We start from the raw sequence: 19,212 nt of genomic DNA on the forward strand, positions 1-19,212 counted from the left end.
CCCCTTCCTAGGATTCGAGCCAGGGGAGGGTGAACCGGGTGAAGACGATGCCGCCCGTCGAGCCGATCTCGTAGAGGGCGCCGACGGATCCGTCGGCGAGGACGGCCATGGTGGAGTAGCCGGCGGTTCCGGGTTTGATCAGTGCCGCGCGGGGCCAGCTCGCGCCGTCGTCGCGGCTGACGCGGACGGTGAGGTCGGTGCGGTCGTCCGCGGCGTTGTTGCTGTGCAGGGCGACGTTCGTCAGGGACGGAGTACCTGGGGTGGGGCGCAGGTAGGAGATCTCGTCGCCGTTGCAGCGAGGGTCGATGAGGCCGCTGTTCCAGGCGGTTCCGAAGGCGGCGGTCACGTCGGGGGCGGTGGCGTACCAGCGGTCGCCGCCGCCGTTGGAGCGCATGTTCTGGGCGATCCGGCCGGTGGAGCGCTGGACGGCCTTGCTCTCGTTGACGCCGGTCCCGGCGGACGTCCCGTTGTGCCAGGTCGCGCCGTGGTCGTCGGAGTAGATGTTGGACGCGTGGTCAACGCCTCCGTCCTTGTAGACGATCGGCTGGACGAGGCGGCCGGAGGCGAGCTGGACGCCGTGGCCGGACGAGGCGAACATGCCCGCCCAGGCGGGCTTGCGGACCTGCGGGTTGAGGTCGACCGGTGAACTCCACGTGGCGCCGTCGTCGGTCGAGGTGACGTAGCGGATGTGGGTGTTGTCCGGTGCCGTCGGTGACGTGTCGCCCGGGGTGGAGCCGTGGTAGCCGACGCCGGGCCTGGGGGAGTAGGTGAAGAAGCAGAAGATCTTGCCCGTCTCGCGGTCGACGAGGAGGCTGGGGTCGCCGTAGCCCTGGGAGGTCGTCGAGGGCTTCGCGATGATCTTCGGGTGGGAGAACGTGGCGCCGCCGTCGGTGCTGCGGGCCATCGCTATCTGGATGTTGTTGGTGCCGCCGCCGAGGTCGTAGGCGCCGTCCACGCGGGCGTCCATGACGGCGACGACCGTGCCGCTGTTCGTGGCGGCGAGGGCCGGGATGCGGACGGACCTGGCGGCCTTGCCGAGCCCGTCGATGACCGTGGACGTGGTCAGGACGGTCTGGGCGTTCATGCCGGGTTCGCCGGAGTCCAGTCCGCAGCCGGACGTGCCGGAGAGGGCGTCGCTCCAGGAGCCCGATGAGACGTTGAAGGTGTAGGGGGTGCCGTCCGGGACCGTCCAGTAGAAGCCGTTGTGGCCGGAGCGGGCGGGGACGGTGACGGTCCAGGGGGAGCCGCGGCGTCCGGGCCAGGCGACGGTGAACGTACGGGATGCGTCGGAGCGGTTGTCCAGGATGAGGCGTAGCCGGTGTGGGCTGCCGCAGTCCATGGTGGCGCGCGCGCTGAGCGCGTTCGAGCAGTTGAGTGTGCCGGTGTCGGTCTGGTCGAAGCCCTGCGGGGTGGTCGTGCGGAACGTGTAGGCGGTGCCGGACGGTCTGGTGAAGTGGAAGTGGGCGCTGTCGCCGGCGGCGGCGCGGGCGGACCAGGAGCCGACGCCGGGCCAGGTCAGGGTGAACGTGGTGGCGGAGGAGGTCTGGTTGACCACGGTCTCTTGGATTCGGCTGGACGTGCAGTCCGTCGTGACGACGGCGGACTGGCCTGCGGCATGGGCCGGGACGGCGGTCACCGACGCGAGGAGGGTGATCGCGGCGACCGTGGCGGCGCGGACGGGGGTGGACGCGGGCATGGCCTCACCTTTCGATCGGACATAGGATGTAGGATGTCCGTCGTGGGATGAAGCTAGGCGCGGTCGCGGGGGCCGTCAAGCCCCTGCCGTCAGATTCCGGGACCGGCGCCGTCGCGGGCCCCGTCGAGGCGGACGCGGATCCCGCGGAAGTGCGCGGCCATCGCCGTGGCGGCCGCCTCGCGGTCGCCGGCGCGCAGCGCCTCGTAGATGTCGCGGTGCCGCTGGGCGACGTCGGCGGCCTCCTGCTCGACGGGCGCGAGGTCGTGCTGCAGCGTCCGGTACACGTCCCAGAACGCGCCGAGGAGCTGGTTGACGATCGGGTTGGCGAGCGGCTTGTAGAGCAGCTCGTGGAACATCCGGTCGGTCTCCGGGGTGACGAGACCGGCCTCGGCCTCGGCGTCCATCCGGCGCATGATCTCGTCCAGCTCGGTGTCGCCGTTGGCGAGGCCGCGGTCGATGACCTGGTCGATGAGGCCGCGTTCGAGGACCTCGCGGACGTCCACCAGGTGCGCGAGGTCGTCGCGGCCCTGCCGCTTGGACATGCGGGCGTGGAAGGTCAGCTCGTCGACCAGCGCGCTGAGCGACATGGTCCCGACGTACATGCCGAAACCATGCCGGATCTCTACGATGCCGACGGCCTGGAGGGCCTTGAGGGCCTCGCGCAGCGAGTTGCGGCTGACGTCGAGCTCGTCCACCAGCTCGAACTCGGTGGGCATCGGGTCGCCCACCGCGAGGCCGCGCTCAAGGATCAGCTGCTTGACCCGCTGCTGCACCTCCTCGGTCCGGCTGCTGCGGCCGCGCAACGCACGTCCCCGCGTCCGAGCTGCGGTCATCGGTTCACGCTCCCCATCCCCGCCGGATCGTCTCCGCCGGATCTCCCTGCCGGATTCGTTCTGCCGGATTTCGTCGCCGCCCGGCACTTGACCCCGCCGAATGCTGACGCCTACGGTACACCGACGAACGACGTTGGATGTCCTACCTCCCCTCCGACCTGCATCGCACTACCCTGCAACCCCCATCCCTCCCCACCTCAGGAGACGACGTGACCGATCTCCAGCCCGGTCGCGGCCTGCATCGCCGCGACTTCCTGCGCTACACCGGACTGCTCGGCGCGGCCGCGACGATCACCGCCGGCCTGGCCGCGTGCGGCGGCCCCTCCTCCACCGGATCCGGCGGAGACACCGACACCATCCAGGCCGCGCTCGCCTACGCCCTGTCGGGCGGCTTCGACCCGATGACGGCCTCCAGCGCCGTCGCCGTTGCCGCCAACCTCCACGTCCTGGAGTCCCTGGTCGACCTCGACCCCATCACCCGGCAGCCCTACAACGCGCTCGCCAAGGAGGACCCCGCCAAGGTGGACGACACCACCTACCGGGTCACGCTCCGCGACGGCGCCGAGTTCCACGACGGCTCCGCCGTCACCGCCGACGACGTCGTCTTCAGCTTCGAACGCGTCCTGGACCCGGAGAACGCGTCGCTGTTCATCCAGTTCCTGCCGTTCCTGGACGGCGTGAAGAAGGTCGACGCGGCCACCGTCGAGTTCAAGCTCAAGTACCCGTTCGCGCTGTTCTCCGAGCGGCTGTCGGTCGTGAAGGTCGTGCCGAAGAAGGCCGTGGAGGCCGACCAGAAGAAGTTCGACGCGCTGCCGGTCGGCTCCGGCCCGTTCAAGCTGGCCTCCGCGTCCGCCACCGACGGGCTGACGTTCGCCAAGGCCGACGCCTACAACGGCCCGCGGCCCGCGAAGGTCGCCAAGATGACGTGGCTGCTGCTGTCCGAGCCGTCCACCCGCGTCACCGCGCTCCAGTCGGGCCGCGCCCAGGCGATCGAGGCCGTCCCGTACCTGAACGCCTCCGGGCTGTCGAAGGATGCGGCGGTCCAGTCGGTGCAGAGCTTCGGCCTGCTGTTCCTCATGTTCAACTGCAAAGAGAAGCCGTTCGACGACGTGCGGGTCCGGCAGGCCCTGCACTACGGGCTCGACACAGAAAAGCTCATCAAGACGGCGATGCTGGGCAACGCCGCCGCGGCGACCAGCTTCCTGCCCGCGGGGCACCCCGACTACGTCAAGGCGTCCACCGTCTACGGCCACGACCCCGCCAAGGCCAAGAAGCTGCTGTCGGACGCGGGCGTCAGCGGCCTCAAGGTCGAACTCGTCACCACCGACACCGACTTCGTCAAGGACTGCGCGCCGCTGATCAAGCAGAGCTGGGACGCGATCGGGGTCGCCACCACGCTCAACGTGGGCCAGTCCGGCGGGCAGTACTCCAACCGCATCGACACCGGCAAGTACCAGGTCATGGCCGCCCCCGGCGACCCGTCGGTGTTCGGCAACGACTGCGACCTGCTCATGCGCTGGTTCTACGTCGGGACCTGGCCGGAGAACCGCAGCTACAACTCCGGCACCGCCGAGGCGAAGAAGGTCGTCAGCCTGCTGGACGAGGCGGCGCGCCAGACCGACGCCGCCGCGCGCCAGGAGCTGTGGCGCCAGGCCATCGACATCGTCGCCGAGCAGGCCGCGCTGTACCCGATCTTCCACCGCAAGCTCGTCACCGGATGGAAGCGCGAGGCACTGCCCGGATTCCGGCCGATGTCGACCACGGGACTGTCGTTCCTGAACGTCGGCCGCGCCTGACCCGGCCCGGCCGCCGCCGCACCCACGACGGAACGGACACCCTCCATGGCAACGATCCTGCGCATGACGGCGGGACGGCTGCTGACCCTCGTACCGATGGTGCTGGGGATCACGCTGTTCGTCTTCGTCGTGCTGCGCTTCTCACCCAACGACCCCGCCTACAACGCGCTCGGCGAGGGCGCCACACCCGAGGCGCGGCACGCCTACGCGGTCGAGCACGGTCTCACCGACCCGCTGCCCGTCCGCTACGTCCGGTTCCTCGGTGACCTGGCGCGCGGCGACCTCGGGGTGACCGCGCCGCCGAGCCGGTCGGTCACCGACGCGATCGGGACGGCGTTCCCGCTCACCCTCCAGCTCACCGTGCTGGCGGTGCTGGGCGGCGTGCTGTTCGCGATGGTCCTCGGAGTCACCGCGGCGCTGTTCCGGGATCGGTGGCCGGACCAGGCCATCCGGGTGTTGTCCATGGCGGGCGTCGCGATGCCCTCGTTCTGGCTCGGCATCCTGCTGATCCAGCAGTTCGCGGTACGGCTCGGCTGGTTCCCGGCCGGCGGGTACGTCAACCCGGCCGACTCGGTGGGCGGCTGGATGCGCAGCCTCACCCTGCCCGCGATCGCGATCGCGTTCCCGGTGGGGTCGCTGCTCGCCCGGGTGGTGCGCACGGCGATGGTCGAGGAACTCGACCGCGACTACGTGCGCACCGCCGTCGGGGCCGGGCTGCCGCGCGTGGTGGTGGTCGGGCGCAACGTCCTGCGCAACGCGCTGATCACCCCGCTGACCGTCCTCGGCCTGCAGATCGGCTACCTGCTGAGCGGCGCCGTCGTGGTCGAGGCGATCTTCGGGCTGCCCGGCCTCGGCACCCTGATCATGCAGGGCGTCACGGCGGGCGACCCGGCCCTCGTGCAGGGCGTGGTGATCGGCATCGCGCTGACGTTCCTGGTGGTCAACCTGCTGGTGGACGTGCTGTACCTGTTCGCGAACCCGCGGTTGAGGGGAGCCACCCGATGAACGCGACACCGCGACCGGCGACGCGTGCGCTGCGACGGCTGGGGCCGGCCTCCAGGATCGCGCTCGGCGTGCTGCTGGCGATCGTCGTGGCCGGGCTCGCCGCGCCGCTGATCGCCCAGCACGACCCGCTGACCACCGGGGCCGCCGGGCAGGCCCCGTCCGGCGAGCACTGGTTCGGCACCGACCGGGTCGGGCGGGACGTGTTCGCCCGCGTCCTGTACGGGGCGCGCTGGTCCCTGGCCATCGGACTCGGCGCGACTCTGCTCGCCCTCGCGGCCGGGGCGCTGCTCGGCTCCGTCGCCGCCACCACGCACCGGGTCGTCGACGAGATCGTGATGCGCTGCCTCGACGTGATCATGGCGTTCCCGGCGGTCGCGCTGGCCGCGGTGCTGGTCACCGTGTTCGGCAAGAGCCTGCCGGTGCTGATCTGCACGATCGCGTTCCTGTACACCCCGCAGATCGCCCGGGTGGTGCGGGCGAACGTGCTATCCCAGTACGGCGAGGACTACGTCGCGGCGGAACGCGTCATCGGCGCCGGACGCGGCCATATCCTGCGCCGCCACGTCGTGGTCAACTGCGCGGCGCCGATCCTGGTCTTCTGCACGATCGTCGTCGCCAACGCGATCGTGTTCGAGGCGAGCCTGTCGTTCATCGGCGCGGGCGTCCAGGACCCCGACCCGTCCTGGGGCAGCGTCATCGCCTACGGCAAGTCGCTGGTGCTGGCGGGCGGCTGGTGGGCCACGTTCTTCCCCGGCCTGTTCATCCTCGTCACGGTGCTGGTGCTGAACGTCCTGTCCGAGGGCGTCTCGGACGCCTGGGCCGCGCCCGCGGCCCGCACCGAAGCCGAAGCGGAGGCGGAAGCCGCCGAAGCCGACATGGTTCCCACGGTCGGCGCCGCCCGCACCGATGCCGGCGGCGACCGGCCGGTGGCGGGGGCCTCCGCGTCGACGGGGGCCGACGCCGACCTGCGGGAGGCGGGCCTGCGGCTCGCGGAACTGGCCCGTCCGCTCCCCGAGGGCGAGCCGCTGCTCCGCGTCGAGGACCTCACCATCGGATTCCCCGACCGCTACGGCGACCTGAGCGTGGTCGACGGGGTCTCGATCGACGTGCGGCCCGGCGAGGTGGTCGGGCTGGTCGGTGAGAGCGGCTGCGGCAAGAGCCTCACCAGCCTGGCGATCATGGGGCTTGAGCCGCGGGGCGCGCGGATCGGCGGCCGGCTGCTGTTCGACGGCCGCGACCTGCACGGCATGCCCGCCGGCGAGCGGCGCCGGCTGCTCGGCCACGAGATGGCGATGATCTACCAGGACGCGCTGTCGTCGCTGAACCCGGCGATGACGATCCGCGCGCAGCTCCGCCAGCTCACCCGGCGCGGCGGCACCCGCACCCCCGCGGAGCTGCTCGACCTCGTCGGCCTCGACCCGGACCGGACGCTGCGCAGCTACCCGCACGAGCTGTCGGGCGGGCAGCGGCAGCGGGTGCTGATCGCGATGGCGCTGTCTCGGGACCCGCGGCTCGTCGTGGCGGACGAGCCGACCACCGCCCTCGACGTCACCGTCCAGGCGGCGGTCATGCGGCTGCTGCTCCGGCTCCGCGCCGAACTCGGCTTCGCGCTGATCCTCGTCTCGCACGATCTCGCGCTGGTCGCCGACGTCACCGACCGGGTGGTGGTGATGTACGGCGGGCAGGTCGCGGAGGCGGGCGTCACCTCCGATCTGGTCGCCGCGTCCCGGCACCACTACGCGCGCGGGCTTCTCGGCGCCGTCCTGTCGCTGGAGGCGGCCGGTGGCCGGCCCGAGCAGATCCCCGGCGTGGTGCCGTCGCCGACGCGCTTCCCGGCGGGCTGCCGGTTCGCCGACCGCTGCGCCGCCGCGACCGGGCTGTGCGCGGCGACCCGCCCGGCGGCGACCGGCGATCCGCACCGGCACGCGTTCGCCTGCCATCACCCGATCGGCGGATCCGCCGATCCGTCCGGCCACGTTTCGGCGAAGGCGGGAGAATCACGATGAACACCCCGGTCATGGAACTGCGCGACGTGCACGTCCGGCTGCCCGTCCGCACCGGGAACCCGCTGCGCCGCGCCGCCGTGCACGCGCTGACCGGCGCCGACCTCGCCGTCGGGCGCGGCGAGACGGTCGGGATCGTCGGCGAGTCCGGGTGCGGCAAGTCCACGCTCGCGAAGGTTCTCGTCGGACTGACCCGGCCCACCTCCGGCACGGTGCTGTTCGAGGGCGGTGATCTCGGCGCGCTCCGCCGCCGCGATCGGGCCGTCCGGATCGGCGCGTCCGTCGGGATGGTCTTCCAGGATCCCGCGACCGCCCTCAACCGGCGGCTGCCGGTCCGTGCCATCCTGCGCGACCCCCTCGACGTGCACCGCCGGGGCACCCCGGCCGAGCGCGACGACCGGGTCCGGGAACTGATGACGCTCGTCGGGCTGCCGGCCCAGCTCGCCGCCGCGCTGCCCGGGCAGCTGTCGGGCGGGCAGCGGCAGCGCGTCGCGATCGCCCGCGCGCTGGCGCTGGAACCGGCGCTGCTCGTCGCGGACGAGCCGACCTCGGCCCTCGACGTGTCGGTCCGGGCGCAGATCCTCAACCTGATGCTCGACCTGAAGGACCGGCTCGGGCTGTCCATGGTGTTCGTCTCGCACGACATCCAGACGGTCCGCCGCATGTCCGACCGGGTGATCACCATGTATCTCGGCCGGATCGTCGAGGAGGCCCCGGCCGCCGCGGTGGCCCGCGGCGATACGCGCCACCCCTACACGCGGGCGCTGCTGTCCGCGACGCCCAGCCTGCTCGACCCGATGGAACCGATCCGGCTGGACGGGCCCGTCCCGTCGGCCGTCGACCCGCCCAGCGGATGCCCGTTCCGCACCCGCTGCTGGCGCGCCACCGCCGAATGCGCCGCCGCCATGCCCGACGCCACGCCGGCGTCCGGCACCGGGCACCTGTACCGGTGCCTGCATCCCGTCACCGACCCGTCCGATCTCGCTCTTTCCACCGTTTCCCAGGAGATTCCGTGACCCCCGCTCCCACCGGCCCCGTGATGTCCTCCGGACCTGCCGCCGCGCCGGGCGGGTCCGGCCGGCTCACCGGGGTCGTGCCGCCCGTCTGCACTCCGCTGACCCCCGGCCTTCAGGTGGACGTCCCGTCCCTCGAACGGCTCGTCGACCATCTCGTCGGCGCCGGCGCGGACGCGCTGTTCGTCCTCGGCTCGACCAGCGAGGTCGCGTTCCTGCCGGACGCGCACCGGCGCACCGTCCTGGAGACCGTGGTCAAGCACGTGGCGGGGGAGGTGCCCGTGCTCGGCGGGGCCATCGACATGACCACGCTGCGGGTGATCGAGCACGCCCGGGTCGCGGCCGACGTCGGCTGCGACGGTGTCGTGGCGACCGCGCCGTTCTACACCCGCACCCACCCGGTGGAGATCGAGGGGCATCTGCGCCAGGTCGCCGCCGCCGTCCCGGTGCCCGTCTACGCCTATGACCTGCCGGTGTCGGTGCACTCCAAGCTGGACGGCGACATGCTGCTGCGGCTCGCGGGCGAGGGCGTGCTGGCCGGCGTGAAGGACTCCAGCGGCGACGACGGCGGTCTCCGCACCCTGATGATCGCGTTGCGGGACGCCGGCGCGGCGGCCTTCAGCGTCCTCACCGGCTCCGAGCTGACCGTGGACGCGGCGTTCGCCATGGGCGTGCACGGCGTCGTCCCGGGCCTCGGCAACGTCGACCCGGCCGGCTACGTCCGGCTCTACCGGCACTGCCTGGCCGGGCGCTGGGAGGAGGCCCGCGCCGAGCAGGAACGGCTGCTGCGCCTGTTCGACATCGTCAACGCGGGCGCCGCCGGCCGGATGGGGCGCGGCTCGTCCGCGCTCGGCTCGTTCAAGACGGCCCTGCACCTGCTCGGCGTCATCGACTGCCCGGTGACGGCCCCGCCGCAGATTCAGCTCGACGCGGCGGAGACCGGCCGTGTCCGCGCGCTCCTCACCGCCGCCGGACTGCTGTGACCGCCCCCGGCACGCCCGGCCGCGGCCGCCCGTCCGGCACGCGCCCGCATGTCTCGCCCCGCGCCGAGACCTCCGGGCCCGGGCGACCCCGGGACACGGACGTGTACGCGGCCCTCGACATCGGCGGGACGAAGATCGCCGCGGCGCTGGTGGACGCCGATGGAACGGTCCTGCGGCGGGAGAGGACGCCGACGCCGGCCGGGGGCGGGGCCGCGGTGCTCGCCTCCGCGGCCCGCATGCTGGACGGTCTCGGCGACGCCCCCATCCGGGCCCTCGGCGTCGGCGCGCCCGGCGTCGTCGACCAGGACACCGGACGCGTCGTCTCCGCCACCGACGTGCTGCCCGGCTGGTCCGGCACACCCGTCCGGGACGTCCTCGCCGACCTCACCGGGCTGCCCGTAACGGTGGTCAACGACGTTCGCGCCATGGCCTACGGCGAGGCGCAGGCCGGTGCGGGGGCCGGCCTGCACCGCGTCCTGCACGTCTCGGTGGGAACGGGCGTCGGCGGCGCACTGACCACCCTCGGCCGCCTCGAACACGGAGCGCACGGCACCGCCGGAGAGATCGCGCACCTGCTCGTCTCCGAACGGGGGCCGGTGCCGTGCGGCTGCGGCCGGCGCGACCATCTGGAGGCCGTCGCCTCCGGCCCGGCCATCGCGGCCACCGGCGACGCCCCCCGCGCCGGTTCCCTGCTGGGACGCGCCCTGGCGGGGCTGCTCGCCGTCCTGGACCCGGACGCCGTCGTCATCGGCGGCGGCGTCGCGCAGATCGGCGCGCCGTTCCTGGATGCGGTCATCGCGGCGTTCAGGGCCGAGGCGCTGCCGCCGCTGCGCGGGACGCCGGTGGTTCCGGCCCGGCTGGGCACGGACGCGCCGCTCGTGGGCGCGGCCCTGCTGGCGATGACTCTCACGGCCCGGGGGAGCGGCCGATGACCTCCGAGTCCTTCGCCGCGGCGGTCGCCGGGCGGCTGATCGTGTCGTGCCAGGCGGGGGAGGGGCATCCGCTGCGCGACACCGCCGCGCTCGTCCGGATGGCGCGCGCCGCGGTCGGCGGCGGCGCCGCCGCGATCCGCTGCGGCGGGGTCGGCGGCGTCGCCGACGTGGCCGCCGTCGCCGCCGACGTGGACGTCCCCGTCGTCGGCCTGACCAAGGACGGGACGGGCGGGGTGTTCATCACGCCCACGGTCGCGGCGGCCCGCGCCGTCGCCGGGGCCGGGGCGCGGGTCGTGGCCGCGGACGCCACGTCACGTCCACGACCGGACGGCCGCCCGCTCACCGCGTCGATCGACGCCGTGCACGACGCCGGGGCCCTGTTCATGGCGGACGTGTCGACGCTGGAGGAGGGCATCGCCGCGGCCGAGGCCGGGGCCGACGCCGTCGCCACCACCCTCGCCGGCTACACCGTCCCCGGACCGCCGCCGGAGGGCCCCGACCTGGACCTCGTCCGCGCGTTGCGCGCCGCGCTCCCGGACGCGCTGATCGTCGCCGAGGGCCGCTACCACTCGCCCGCGTCGGCGGCGTCCGCGATCGAGGCGGGCGCCACCTGCGTGGTGGTCGGCACCGCGATCACCGACCCTCAATGGATCACCTCGCGGTTCGCCGCCGCCGTGACACCGTCCTGACCGGGGGGACCGTCCTGGCCGGGGGTGAGGAGGGTGCGCAGGTCGGCGGCGGCCCGGCGGGCGGCCCGCCCCGCCGTCGCCGACACGCCGCCGAGGCCGAAGAAGCCGTGGTTGAGCGTGGGCCATTCGCGGTGGATCACCGGGACGCCGGCGGCGCGCAGGGCCTCCGCATAGGCGTTGCCCTCGTCGCGCAGCGGGTCGAAGCCGGCCGTGTGGACGACCGCCGGAGCGACACCCGCGAGGTCCGGTGCGCGCAACGGCGAGACGTACCAGTCCTCTCCACGGCCGGGCGGGTCGTAGAGCCGGGCGAACCAGCGCATGGCTTCGAGCGTGAGGCCGTATCCCTCCGCCCGTTCGTCCCGGGACGGGTACCGGGCGTTCACGGCGGGGTCGGCGTAGCCGCCCGCGACGTCGGTGACCGGCACGATGAGGAGCTGGGCGGCGAGCGGGATCCCCCGGTCGCGGCACGCGATGGCGACGGACGCGGCGAGCTGGCCTCCCGCACTGTCACCGGCGACGGCCGTCCGCCCGGCGGACGTCCCGGCGACGTGGACCGTCGCGGCCAGGCAGTCGTCGAAGGCCGCGGGGCACGGGTGCTCGGGGGCCAGCCGGTACTCGACGCCGACGACGGTCGAGCCGGTCTCCACGGCGAGCCGGCGCATGTGCTGGAGGTGCGTGCGCAGGTCCCCGGCGACCCACCCGCCACCGTGGAAGAACATGATCGTGGCGTCGGTGAACCTCGTCGCGGGCTCGAACACCCGGGCGGTGACGGGACCCCCGGCGGTCTCCAGGACGATGTCGTGTTCCGCGGCCGGGACCGGCGGGTCCGTGAGCAGCGCGCGCGACCGCTCGTTGACGGCGAGCGCGTGGATCCGGGCACCTGCGACCGAGGTGTCCGCGGCCGTCGGGTCCAGGCCGCGCCGCCGCATCCACTCGGCGACGTCGGGATCGAAGCTTGCAGCCACGCGGTGCCTCCCACTTCAGGATGTAGGACATCCTATGTGGCTCGCTCGGTCGCCGTGGTGGGGCATGCAACTCACATGCTTCGGGTCACACGACACAGAGCGGGCGAAACAGGGCGCTTACCGTTCTGGTAAGAGCCGATCGCCTCGATCGGGCGTCGGCGGCGGGGCCGGGTGCTGGGCCCCGTGGAGAGGAGCGCTGATGATCACCATCATGTTCGTGGCCCTCGTCCTCGCAGGGGCGCTGGGGTCCCTGGCCTACCTGTGGGACTTCTCGCGCGCCAGCCGGCGCGACGCGCTGTTCCTTCCGGCGTCCGACCGGCGTGCGCGGCGGGCGCGCCGGGTGACGGGGATGTACGTGCGGGACTACGCGCGGCGTGAGGACGAACTCGTGAGCCGCTGACACACCGGCGCGTGGGCCGTCCTGGCGGGGGGACGGCCCACGCTTGGCTCAGCCGACGGTCCGGGGCCGCGGGGCCTCGTCCGGGACCGGCATGAAGACGCCCTTGGCCCGGTCGAGGATCTCGACGTTGGCGGACTGCAGGTCCAGGTAGAGGCCCACCAGCTCGATCTCGCCGGACTCGACCCGCTCCCGGAGCCACGGGTAGGTGAGCAGGTTGTCGAGCTGCTGCATCACGTTGATCTTGCAGAGGCGGGTGAGGGGCGGCTCGTCCTCGCCGGACGGGTCGGTGGCGAGGAAGCGGGCGAGGCTGTGGTTGCCGTGCTTGAGCCACCGGGACAGCCCGGCCAGATGCTCGACCTCGGCGCCGCCCGCGAGGAGCGCGGCCATCGCGCCGCAGCTGGAGTGGCCGCAGACCGTGATCGTCCGGATGTCGAGGACGTTGGTGGCGTACTCGACGGTGGCGGCGACCGAGTCGTCGCGGGTGCGGGAGCCGTGCCGCGGGACGAGGGCGCCGACGTTGCGGTTGATGAACAGGTCGCCGGGCCCGCTGGCGGTGATGATGTTGGGCACGATGCGCGAGTCCACGCACGTGATGAACAGGTGCTGGGGTTTCTGCTCCATGGCCAGCTCGGCCATGATCGGCCGGACGAGCCGGGCGGTGCGGCCGTGGTATTCGCGGACGCCGTTCAGCAGCACCGCGGCGGGGGACACCTCGGGTGCGTCGAGTTCCTCCTCGGAACGCCGTCGACGATTCGCCCAAGGCGCCCACCATCGGGCAGTCGGGGGCGTTTTACGCGGCGAAGACATATCACCTGTCACCGCTCTTTCATACCAAGCCTCGTGAACCTCGTCGATGTCGACCCTCCCCCCTTGGCGTTCGTGGGCCAGCCGCCACTGGTGGATGGCGTCGAACGCGGCGTGGTCCACGAAGTCGACGTTGAGGTCGAGGTCGACGTGGGAACCGGCCGGGACGTCCTGCAGGAGCCGCGTGACCTTCGGAACGCCGAGGAAGGTCAGTGTGCCCTCCACGACCACGTGGGTGCGGGTCGGGACCGGGCCGTCCTCCGGTTCGGGGACGAGGTGCTCGGCGCGCACCGACAGCCGGGTCAGCCGCCGCAGCGCCAGCACCCCCATGATCCCGATGCCGAGCAGCACGCCCTCACCGAGGCCGAGGACGACCACGCCGCCGAGCGTGCCGAAGTAGGCGGGCGCTTCGCGGTGGTGACGGAGATCACGGATGCGGGCGATGTCGATGAGCCGCACGCCCAGCACGACCAGCAGCGCCGCGAGGGCCGGCAGCGGAACCTGCTCGATCGCGGGGCCGCACGACAGCGCCAGCACGAGGACCCACACGCCGTGCAGGACGGTGGACGCCCGGGACCGCGCACCCGCCTCCACGTTGGCCGTGCTGCGGACGATCACGCCCGCGATCGGCAGCCCGCCGAGGAACCCCGACACCGCGTTGCCCGCCCCCTGGCCGAGCAGGTCCCGGTCGAGGTCGGCGCGCGGGACGCCGGCGGGGCGCCGCCGGTCGATGGCCACGCTGCACAGCAGCGACTCGACGGCCGCCACGAGCGCGACGGAGACGACCGCGCCGACGACGCCGGCCGGCGGGCCGTGCGGCAGGACGGGGGCGTCCCAGCCGCCGAGCAGGGTCTCCGGAAGCTCGACGCGCCGCGCGTCCCAGCCGAGCGACCAGGCGGTCAGGGTGGCGAGGACGATGGCGGGCAGCGGGCCGGGGATCAGCCGCAGCGGGCCGTTCCTCGGCAGCCGGGACCAGCCCAGCAGCACCGCGAGCGTCAGCGCGCCGAGCAGCGCCGGATGGGTGTGCGGCTGCGCGAGCTGGCCGGGCAGCTCGCGCAGGTTGTCGATCGCCGACCGCTGGGGGCTGCCGCCGAGCACCACGTGCACCTGCGCCAGGACGAGGACGGCGCCGACGCCCGCGAGCATTCCGTGGACCACGGCGGGGGAGACGGCGAGCGCGGTCCGCGCGACCCGGCAGGCGCCGAGAACGATCTGCAACAGGCCGCCGAGCAGCGTGATGGTGCAGGTCGCCCGCCAGCCGTAGGTCTGCACGAGCTCGGCGACGATCACGGTCAGCCCGGCGGCGGGGCCGCTGACCTGGAGCGGCGATCCGCCGATCAGGCCCGCGACGATCCCGCCGACGACGGCGGCGATCAGCCCGGCGGCGACCGGCGCACCGGAGGCGACCGCGATGCCGAGCGACAGGGGGATCGCGACGAGGAACACGACGAACGACGAAAGGACGTCACGCCGCGCAAGGGACACATTCGGTGGCTTTGAAGTCACTCTGTGTATATAACCAGCGTTCCCCCGCCTTCACCCACTACCGAATGGGCGTGTTCACGAGGGCCGCCGGAGCTGTTCCGGTGGCCCTCGTTCGGGCGGTTCAGCGCCCGGCGCGGCCGTCCGAGGCCGTGGCCGGGTGGTCCGGCGGCGTCAGCGCCGGTAGTTCTCCCAGTCGTCGGCCGGCTGGCGGGAGCCGTACGGGCCGTTGTCGTTCGGCTGGCCGCCGCCCTGCGGGTAGCCGCCCTGCTGCTGGCCGCCGTAGTAGCCGCTGCCGTACGCCTGGGTGGCGTTCGGGTCCTGGTAGCCGCCCTGCGCGCCCGGGTCGTGAGGCGCGGCGAGCGGGTCGCCGCCGCCGTTGTAGCTGCTGCCGCTGAAGTCGCCGTAGACACCGCCGCCGCCCGCACCGCTCGCGCCGCCGGGACCGCCGAAGGGTTCGCGGCCGCCGTTGAGCGGGTCGTCGTAGCGCGGCGACTCGCCGTAGGCGGGAGCGGTCGGGTAGCCGTCGTTCTGCTGGCCCTGGCCGTAACCGGACGGAGCACCGATCCCCGAGTCGTACCCGGGCGGGGGGCCCGACGGCGCGCCGGAGCCGAGCCCGGAGTCGTATCCGCCGGGCTGGCCGCCGGACGGCCACGGGCCGGTGTTCCCGGTGTTCCCGGCGCCGCCGGTGGTGCCGAACGAGCCGGTGCTGAGCGGGTCGCCCAGCGGGTCGTTCAGGGAGCCGCCGCCGTAGGAGCCGCCCCCGTCGGACGAGGGCCCCGTGTTCGCCGACCGCTGCCGGTCCGACTGGATGCGCTGCAGCAGTTCGTCCACCGTCGGGAGCTTGTGGCCGTCGGTGTCGGACCCGCCGCCGTGCGCCGCGGGCGCCGGGGAAGCGGCGGGCGCCGGGGGAGCGGGCGGGGCGGAGTGCTCGTCGGGGCGGCCGAGGGGCAGCCCGAGCGGGTCGGACACGCGGGGGTCGCCGCCGCGGGGCCCGCCGGGCCCGAGCGGCATGTCGTAGCCGTCCTGGCGGCCGGCGGGAGGCGGCCCGGCGGCCGGGCGGCCGCCCAGCGGGTCGGAGCCGTAGTCGCCGTAGGACGGCTCGGGGGAGCCGTACTGGGGCTGGTCGCCGTACCCCTGGTCCTGGCCGCCGCCGTAGGAGGAGTCACCGGGACCGAAGTCCGCCGCACCGTACGCGGGCTGCGGCTCCTGCCCGCCGTAGACCTGCTGGTCGGGCGGGCCGTAACCCTGCTGCGGGACGCCTCCCTGCATGCCGGGGCCCGCGAGGTCGGCGGGGATGGGGTCGAGTGAGGTCGAGGCGGGGTCGTGGCCGGTGAACGGGGAGCCGCCCTGGAATCCGCCGGGCGCCGGCATCTGCTGGGGACCGGTTCCGCCGCCGTGGCCGCCCATCCCGTGAAAGGCCGGGGCGTCGGCGCCCATGGAGACGGGCTGGGTCAGGCTCGGCTGCTCGACCGGCTGGTGCTCGGCGGGCGGCGGCGTGTTCAGCGGGTCGGCGGCGAGGTCGACGTCCGAGCGCTGGTCGTCGTGGTCGTGCTGCCACGGGAACTTGGGCTTGTCGAAGGTGATCGTCGCCCAGTAGTCGTCGTCCTCCATCTCGTCCGACGCCTGGCCGCTCGGGGCCGGGGGCGGCGGGGACGGGGCGGCGGTGGGAGCGGCGAGCGGGCCGGCGACCCGGCGGTCGTGGGCGGGTTCGGGCGCGCCGTGCCGGTCGTAACCGCCGTCGTAGGCGCCGTCATAGCCGTCGTTGTAGCCGTAGTCGTCCTGGCCGCCCATCTCCTCGTGCGGCGGGACTCCCCTGCGGCCACGCGGCTGCTGCGGCTCGTCGTCCATCCAGTCGTCGTCGTCGCGTCCCGCCCTGCTGGCCCGCAGGCCCAGGGCCACGAGGACGACCACGAGGACCACGACCACAATGAGGCCGAAGACCACGATGTAAGAAGTCATGCCACCACCCAATGCCTTGGCCCGGTGAGAGTCGCCGGCGCGGACCGCGGGTCCGTCCCGATTGTCGCAGGCGGCCGCTGCCGTCCGGGCCTAGCCCGATTCTGACCGACCGCTATGACCGTTGTCACACCCTTCGCGCACATTTACCCTCGCACGGCGTGTGCCGATCGGCCAATCCCGCCCATCGGTACACCCCAATCGGCTCCAGCCCCCCGGTGGGGTCCGCCTCGACCGTGCTCTGCGGCTCCACGGTCAACGCGCCTACTTGCCGCCGAAGTTCCCGGTGATCCTTCCCCGTCCCACCGTGTGCTCGGCGATGGCGGGCAGCGAGTCCTTCAGAGCGGCGCCGTCCTCGAACGGTGCCGGATGGTCCAGTGCGTAGATGGTGAACCGGTACCGGTGCCGTTCTCCCTCGGGCGGGCACGGCGGCGCGTAGCCCGCCTTCTTGCCTGTGGTCAACCCTTCGACGGTCCTGTCCAGACGGGCTCCCTCGACGAGTTCGTTCACCGTTCCGTCGATGCCCGCGATCACCCAGTGGACGTAGGCCCCGCCGGACGCGTCCGGGTCGTCCATGACGATCGCGAACGACCTGGTCCCGTTCGGCGTGCCCGACCACCGGAGCGGTGGGGTCTTTCCCTGTCCGCCAGGGTACGTCGTGCAGCCGTACCGCGGGGGCAACTCCTGCCCATCGCGGAAGACCGGGCTGGTCACCGTGAACCACTCCGACAGTTCGGCGCTCTTGGTCTCGGGCTGGCCGATCAGCCCGCAGCCGCTCAGGGACCCGGCGAGCGCGAGGGCGCCCGCCGCGGCCAGGATCGGACGCCGGTCTCTGCTCATCATCGATTCGCTCCCGGGCGAGATCGTAGCGCCGCGCGCCGCCGGATCGCCGTCATCCCGGCCCGCGCGCATCCCGCCCGCCGGCGCCCCCTTCCTCGTCGACCCCAACGATAGGGCTTCGCCGGGAGTGGAACGGGCCTTTCGTCCCGCCGTCGGCGGGCCTCCGGACCGGGGGCTGTGACCTTGGTCATGCGTGCTTTGCCCCGTTCCATCCCAAAATTTGTGAAGGAGTGGCGTGTTTCACAGCCATGATCGCGCTCTGCTTTGCCAGGACCGGAAGTTCTCCTGTTCTTTCGCGGTTATTGGTTGGTGCAGGGCACGTTCCATCGGATAGTTTGTGAATGTCTTCACAAGCCGACCGTGACATTGGAGGCCGCAATGGCCAGGACCGCCGAGGTGACCCCTGGCGCTCCCCACATCCTCATCGTGGGTGGCGGCTATGTGGGCATGTACACCGCCCTTCGCCTGCAGAAGAAGCTCCGGCGCGAGCTCAGGCGGGGCGAGGTCAAGGTCACCGTCGTTGACCCCAACTCGTACATGACGTACCAGCCGTTCCTTCCCGAGGCCGCCGCCGGGAACATCTCCCCGCGGCACGTCGTCGTCCCGCTCCGCCGCGTGCTGCCCAAGTGCACCGTGCGCAAGGCCCGGGTGACCGAGCTGAACCACGACGAGGGCTGGGCGATCGTCCAGCCGCTGGCCGGGCCGCCGGAACGGATCTCCTACGACTATCTCGTGATGGCCGCCGGCGCCGTGCCGCGGCTGCTGCCGATCCCCGGGCTCGCCGAGAACGGCATCAGCCTCAAGACCGTCGGCGAGGCCATCCACCTGCGCAACCACGTCCTGGAGCAGCTGGAGATCGCCGAGTCCACCGACGACGTCGGGCTGCGCCGCAAGGCGCTCACCTTCGTGTTCGTCGGCGGCGGGTTCGCCGGCGTCGAGGCGGTCGCCGAACTCGAGGACATGACCCGAGACGCCACCAAGTACATGCGCAAGGTCACCCCGCAGGACCTGCGGTTCATGCTGGTCGAGGCCGCCGACCGCATCCTGCCCGAGGTCGGCCCCGACATGGGCAAGTGGACCGCCGAGCAGCTCCGCGGCCGCGGGATCGACGTCAAGATGAACACGCTGCTGCGGTCCGCCGTCGACGGGCAGATCGAGCTGTCGGACGGGAGCAGCTTCCAGGCCGGGACGCTGGTGTGGAACGCGGGCGTCAAGGCGGCGCCCGTCGTCCGGCACGGCGACCTGCCCGTGGACGAGAAGGGCCGCGTCAAGGGCACCGAGTACCTGACCATCGAGGGCCGGGTGCGGGCGTTCACCGCCGGCGACAACGCCGCCATCCCGGACCTGACGCAGGAGGGCGAGTACTGCCCGCCGAACGCGCAGCACGCCGTCCGCCAGGCCAAGCTGCTCGGCGACAACATCGTCCGGTCGCTGCGCGGCAAGACCCTCAAGCCCTACGTGCACAGCAACATCGGCGCCGTCGCCGGGCTCGGCCTCCACAAGGGCGTCGCCCAGACCTACGGGTTCAAGGTCAAGGGCTGGCCGGCCTGGTTCATGCACCGCAGCTACCACGGTGCGAAGGTCCCGACCTTCAACCGCAAGCTGCGCGTCGTGGCGGACTGGACGCTCGCCCTGTTCCTCAAGCGCGAGACCGTCTCCCTCGCCACCGTCGAGCAGCCGCGCGCCGACTTCGAACTGGCCGCCCTCGACGACGCCCGCGCCAAGGCCAAGGCGAAGGAGACCGAGAACGCCGCCTGACCCGAAGATCCTGCCCGCTCAGCCGAGAGCCGAACGCCCCGGCGGTCCCGCGAC

15 protein-coding genes are annotated in these 19,212 nt (G+C 73.0%); 9 read left to right on the forward strand and 6 right to left on the reverse strand.

Going from position 1 to position 19,212, the window contains the following annotated elements:
• Nucleotides 1-7 precede the first annotated feature (7 nt).
• Both AB0C35_RS21195 and AB0C35_RS21200 read right to left on the reverse strand, forming a co-directional pair.
• Nucleotides 8-1,696, reverse strand: coding sequence for a sialidase family protein (locus AB0C35_RS21195; protein ID WP_358458315.1), 1,689 nt, complete (start codon nucleotides 1,694-1,696; stop codon nucleotides 8-10).
• Between the two features lie 89 nt (nucleotides 1,697-1,785).
• Nucleotides 1,786-2,529 carry an FCD domain-containing protein gene (locus AB0C35_RS21200; RefSeq protein WP_358458317.1) on the reverse strand — a complete coding sequence of 248 codons (744 nt, stop codon included), beginning with the start codon at nucleotides 2,527-2,529 and terminating at the stop codon, nucleotides 1,786-1,788.
• Nucleotides 2,530-2,738: 209 nt separating this feature from the next.
• On the opposite strand from AB0C35_RS21200, the gene AB0C35_RS21205 reads away from it, so the two are divergent.
• From AB0C35_RS21205 to AB0C35_RS21235, 7 genes are all read left to right on the forward strand, one after another.
• The gene (locus tag AB0C35_RS21205; RefSeq protein WP_358458319.1) at nucleotides 2,739-4,325 is read left to right on the forward strand and encodes an ABC transporter substrate-binding protein; all 1,587 of its coding nucleotides are present in this window, start codon (nucleotides 2,739-2,741) and stop codon (nucleotides 4,323-4,325) included.
• Nucleotides 4,326-4,370: 45 nt separating this feature from the next.
• The gene (locus tag AB0C35_RS21210; RefSeq protein ID WP_358458321.1) at nucleotides 4,371-5,330 is read left to right on the forward strand and encodes an ABC transporter permease; all 960 of its coding nucleotides are present in this window, start codon (nucleotides 4,371-4,373) and stop codon (nucleotides 5,328-5,330) included.
• Complete coding sequence (locus AB0C35_RS21215; protein ID WP_358458323.1) at nucleotides 5,327-7,336, forward strand: dipeptide/oligopeptide/nickel ABC transporter permease/ATP-binding protein; 2,010 nt, start codon at nucleotides 5,327-5,329, stop codon at nucleotides 7,334-7,336. Before AB0C35_RS21210 ends, AB0C35_RS21215 begins: the two co-directional genes overlap by 4 nt.
• Nucleotides 7,333-8,349, forward strand: coding sequence for an ABC transporter ATP-binding protein (locus AB0C35_RS21220; RefSeq protein ID WP_358458325.1), 1,017 nt, complete (start codon nucleotides 7,333-7,335; stop codon nucleotides 8,347-8,349). The genes AB0C35_RS21215 and AB0C35_RS21220 overlap by 4 nt, the downstream gene beginning before the upstream one ends.
• Entirely contained in the window at nucleotides 8,346-9,329 is a 984-nt protein-coding gene (locus tag AB0C35_RS21225; protein ID WP_358458327.1) for a dihydrodipicolinate synthase family protein, read from the forward strand. Before AB0C35_RS21220 ends, AB0C35_RS21225 begins: the two co-directional genes overlap by 4 nt.
• Before the next feature lie 101 nt (nucleotides 9,330-9,430).
• Entirely contained in the window at nucleotides 9,431-10,261 is an 831-nt protein-coding gene (locus tag AB0C35_RS21230; RefSeq protein WP_358458329.1) for an ROK family protein, read from the forward strand.
• On the forward strand, nucleotides 10,258-10,950 hold the full coding sequence (locus AB0C35_RS21235; protein ID WP_358458331.1) for a putative N-acetylmannosamine-6-phosphate 2-epimerase: 693 nt from the start codon (nucleotides 10,258-10,260) through the stop codon (nucleotides 10,948-10,950). Before AB0C35_RS21230 ends, AB0C35_RS21235 begins: the two co-directional genes overlap by 4 nt.
• Here AB0C35_RS21235 and AB0C35_RS21240 read toward each other — a convergent pair.
• Nucleotides 10,905-11,915, reverse strand: a complete 1,011-nt coding sequence (locus tag AB0C35_RS21240; protein ID WP_358458333.1) for an alpha/beta hydrolase — start codon at nucleotides 11,913-11,915, stop codon at nucleotides 10,905-10,907. The two genes, AB0C35_RS21235 and AB0C35_RS21240, sit on opposite strands and share 46 nt — an antisense overlap.
• Nucleotides 11,916-12,114: 199 nt before the next feature.
• Here AB0C35_RS21240 and AB0C35_RS21245 point away from each other — a divergent pair, with 199 nt between their 5' ends.
• Nucleotides 12,115-12,315 (forward strand): hypothetical protein, encoded by a 201-nt coding sequence (locus AB0C35_RS21245; protein WP_358458335.1) that lies wholly within the window; start codon nucleotides 12,115-12,117, stop codon nucleotides 12,313-12,315.
• A gap of 48 nt (nucleotides 12,316-12,363) precedes the next feature.
• On the opposite strand, the gene AB0C35_RS21250 is transcribed toward AB0C35_RS21245, so the two are convergent.
• The 3 genes from AB0C35_RS21250 to AB0C35_RS21260 form a co-directional block, all read right to left on the reverse strand.
• Nucleotides 12,364-14,604, reverse strand: a complete 2,241-nt coding sequence (locus AB0C35_RS21250; RefSeq protein ID WP_358458336.1) for a bifunctional SulP family inorganic anion transporter/carbonic anhydrase — start codon at nucleotides 14,602-14,604, stop codon at nucleotides 12,364-12,366.
• A gap of 171 nt (nucleotides 14,605-14,775) precedes the next feature.
• Nucleotides 14,776-16,563 (reverse strand): hypothetical protein, encoded by a 1,788-nt coding sequence (locus AB0C35_RS21255; RefSeq protein ID WP_358458338.1) that lies wholly within the window; start codon nucleotides 16,561-16,563, stop codon nucleotides 14,776-14,778.
• Between the two features lie 261 nt (nucleotides 16,564-16,824).
• Nucleotides 16,825-17,403, reverse strand: coding sequence for a YbhB/YbcL family Raf kinase inhibitor-like protein (locus AB0C35_RS21260; protein ID WP_358458340.1), 579 nt, complete (start codon nucleotides 17,401-17,403; stop codon nucleotides 16,825-16,827).
• 375 nt (nucleotides 17,404-17,778) lie between these two features.
• On the opposite strand from AB0C35_RS21260, the gene AB0C35_RS21265 reads away from it, so the two are divergent.
• Nucleotides 17,779-19,158 carry an NAD(P)/FAD-dependent oxidoreductase gene (locus tag AB0C35_RS21265; protein ID WP_358458342.1) on the forward strand — a complete coding sequence of 460 codons (1,380 nt, stop codon included), beginning with the start codon at nucleotides 17,779-17,781 and terminating at the stop codon, nucleotides 19,156-19,158.
• Nucleotides 19,159-19,212 lie beyond the last annotated feature (54 nt).

Source organism: Spirillospora sp. NPDC048819 (assembly GCF_040650055.1).
Classification (GTDB): domain Bacteria; phylum Actinomycetota; class Actinomycetes; order Streptosporangiales; family Streptosporangiaceae; genus Spirillospora.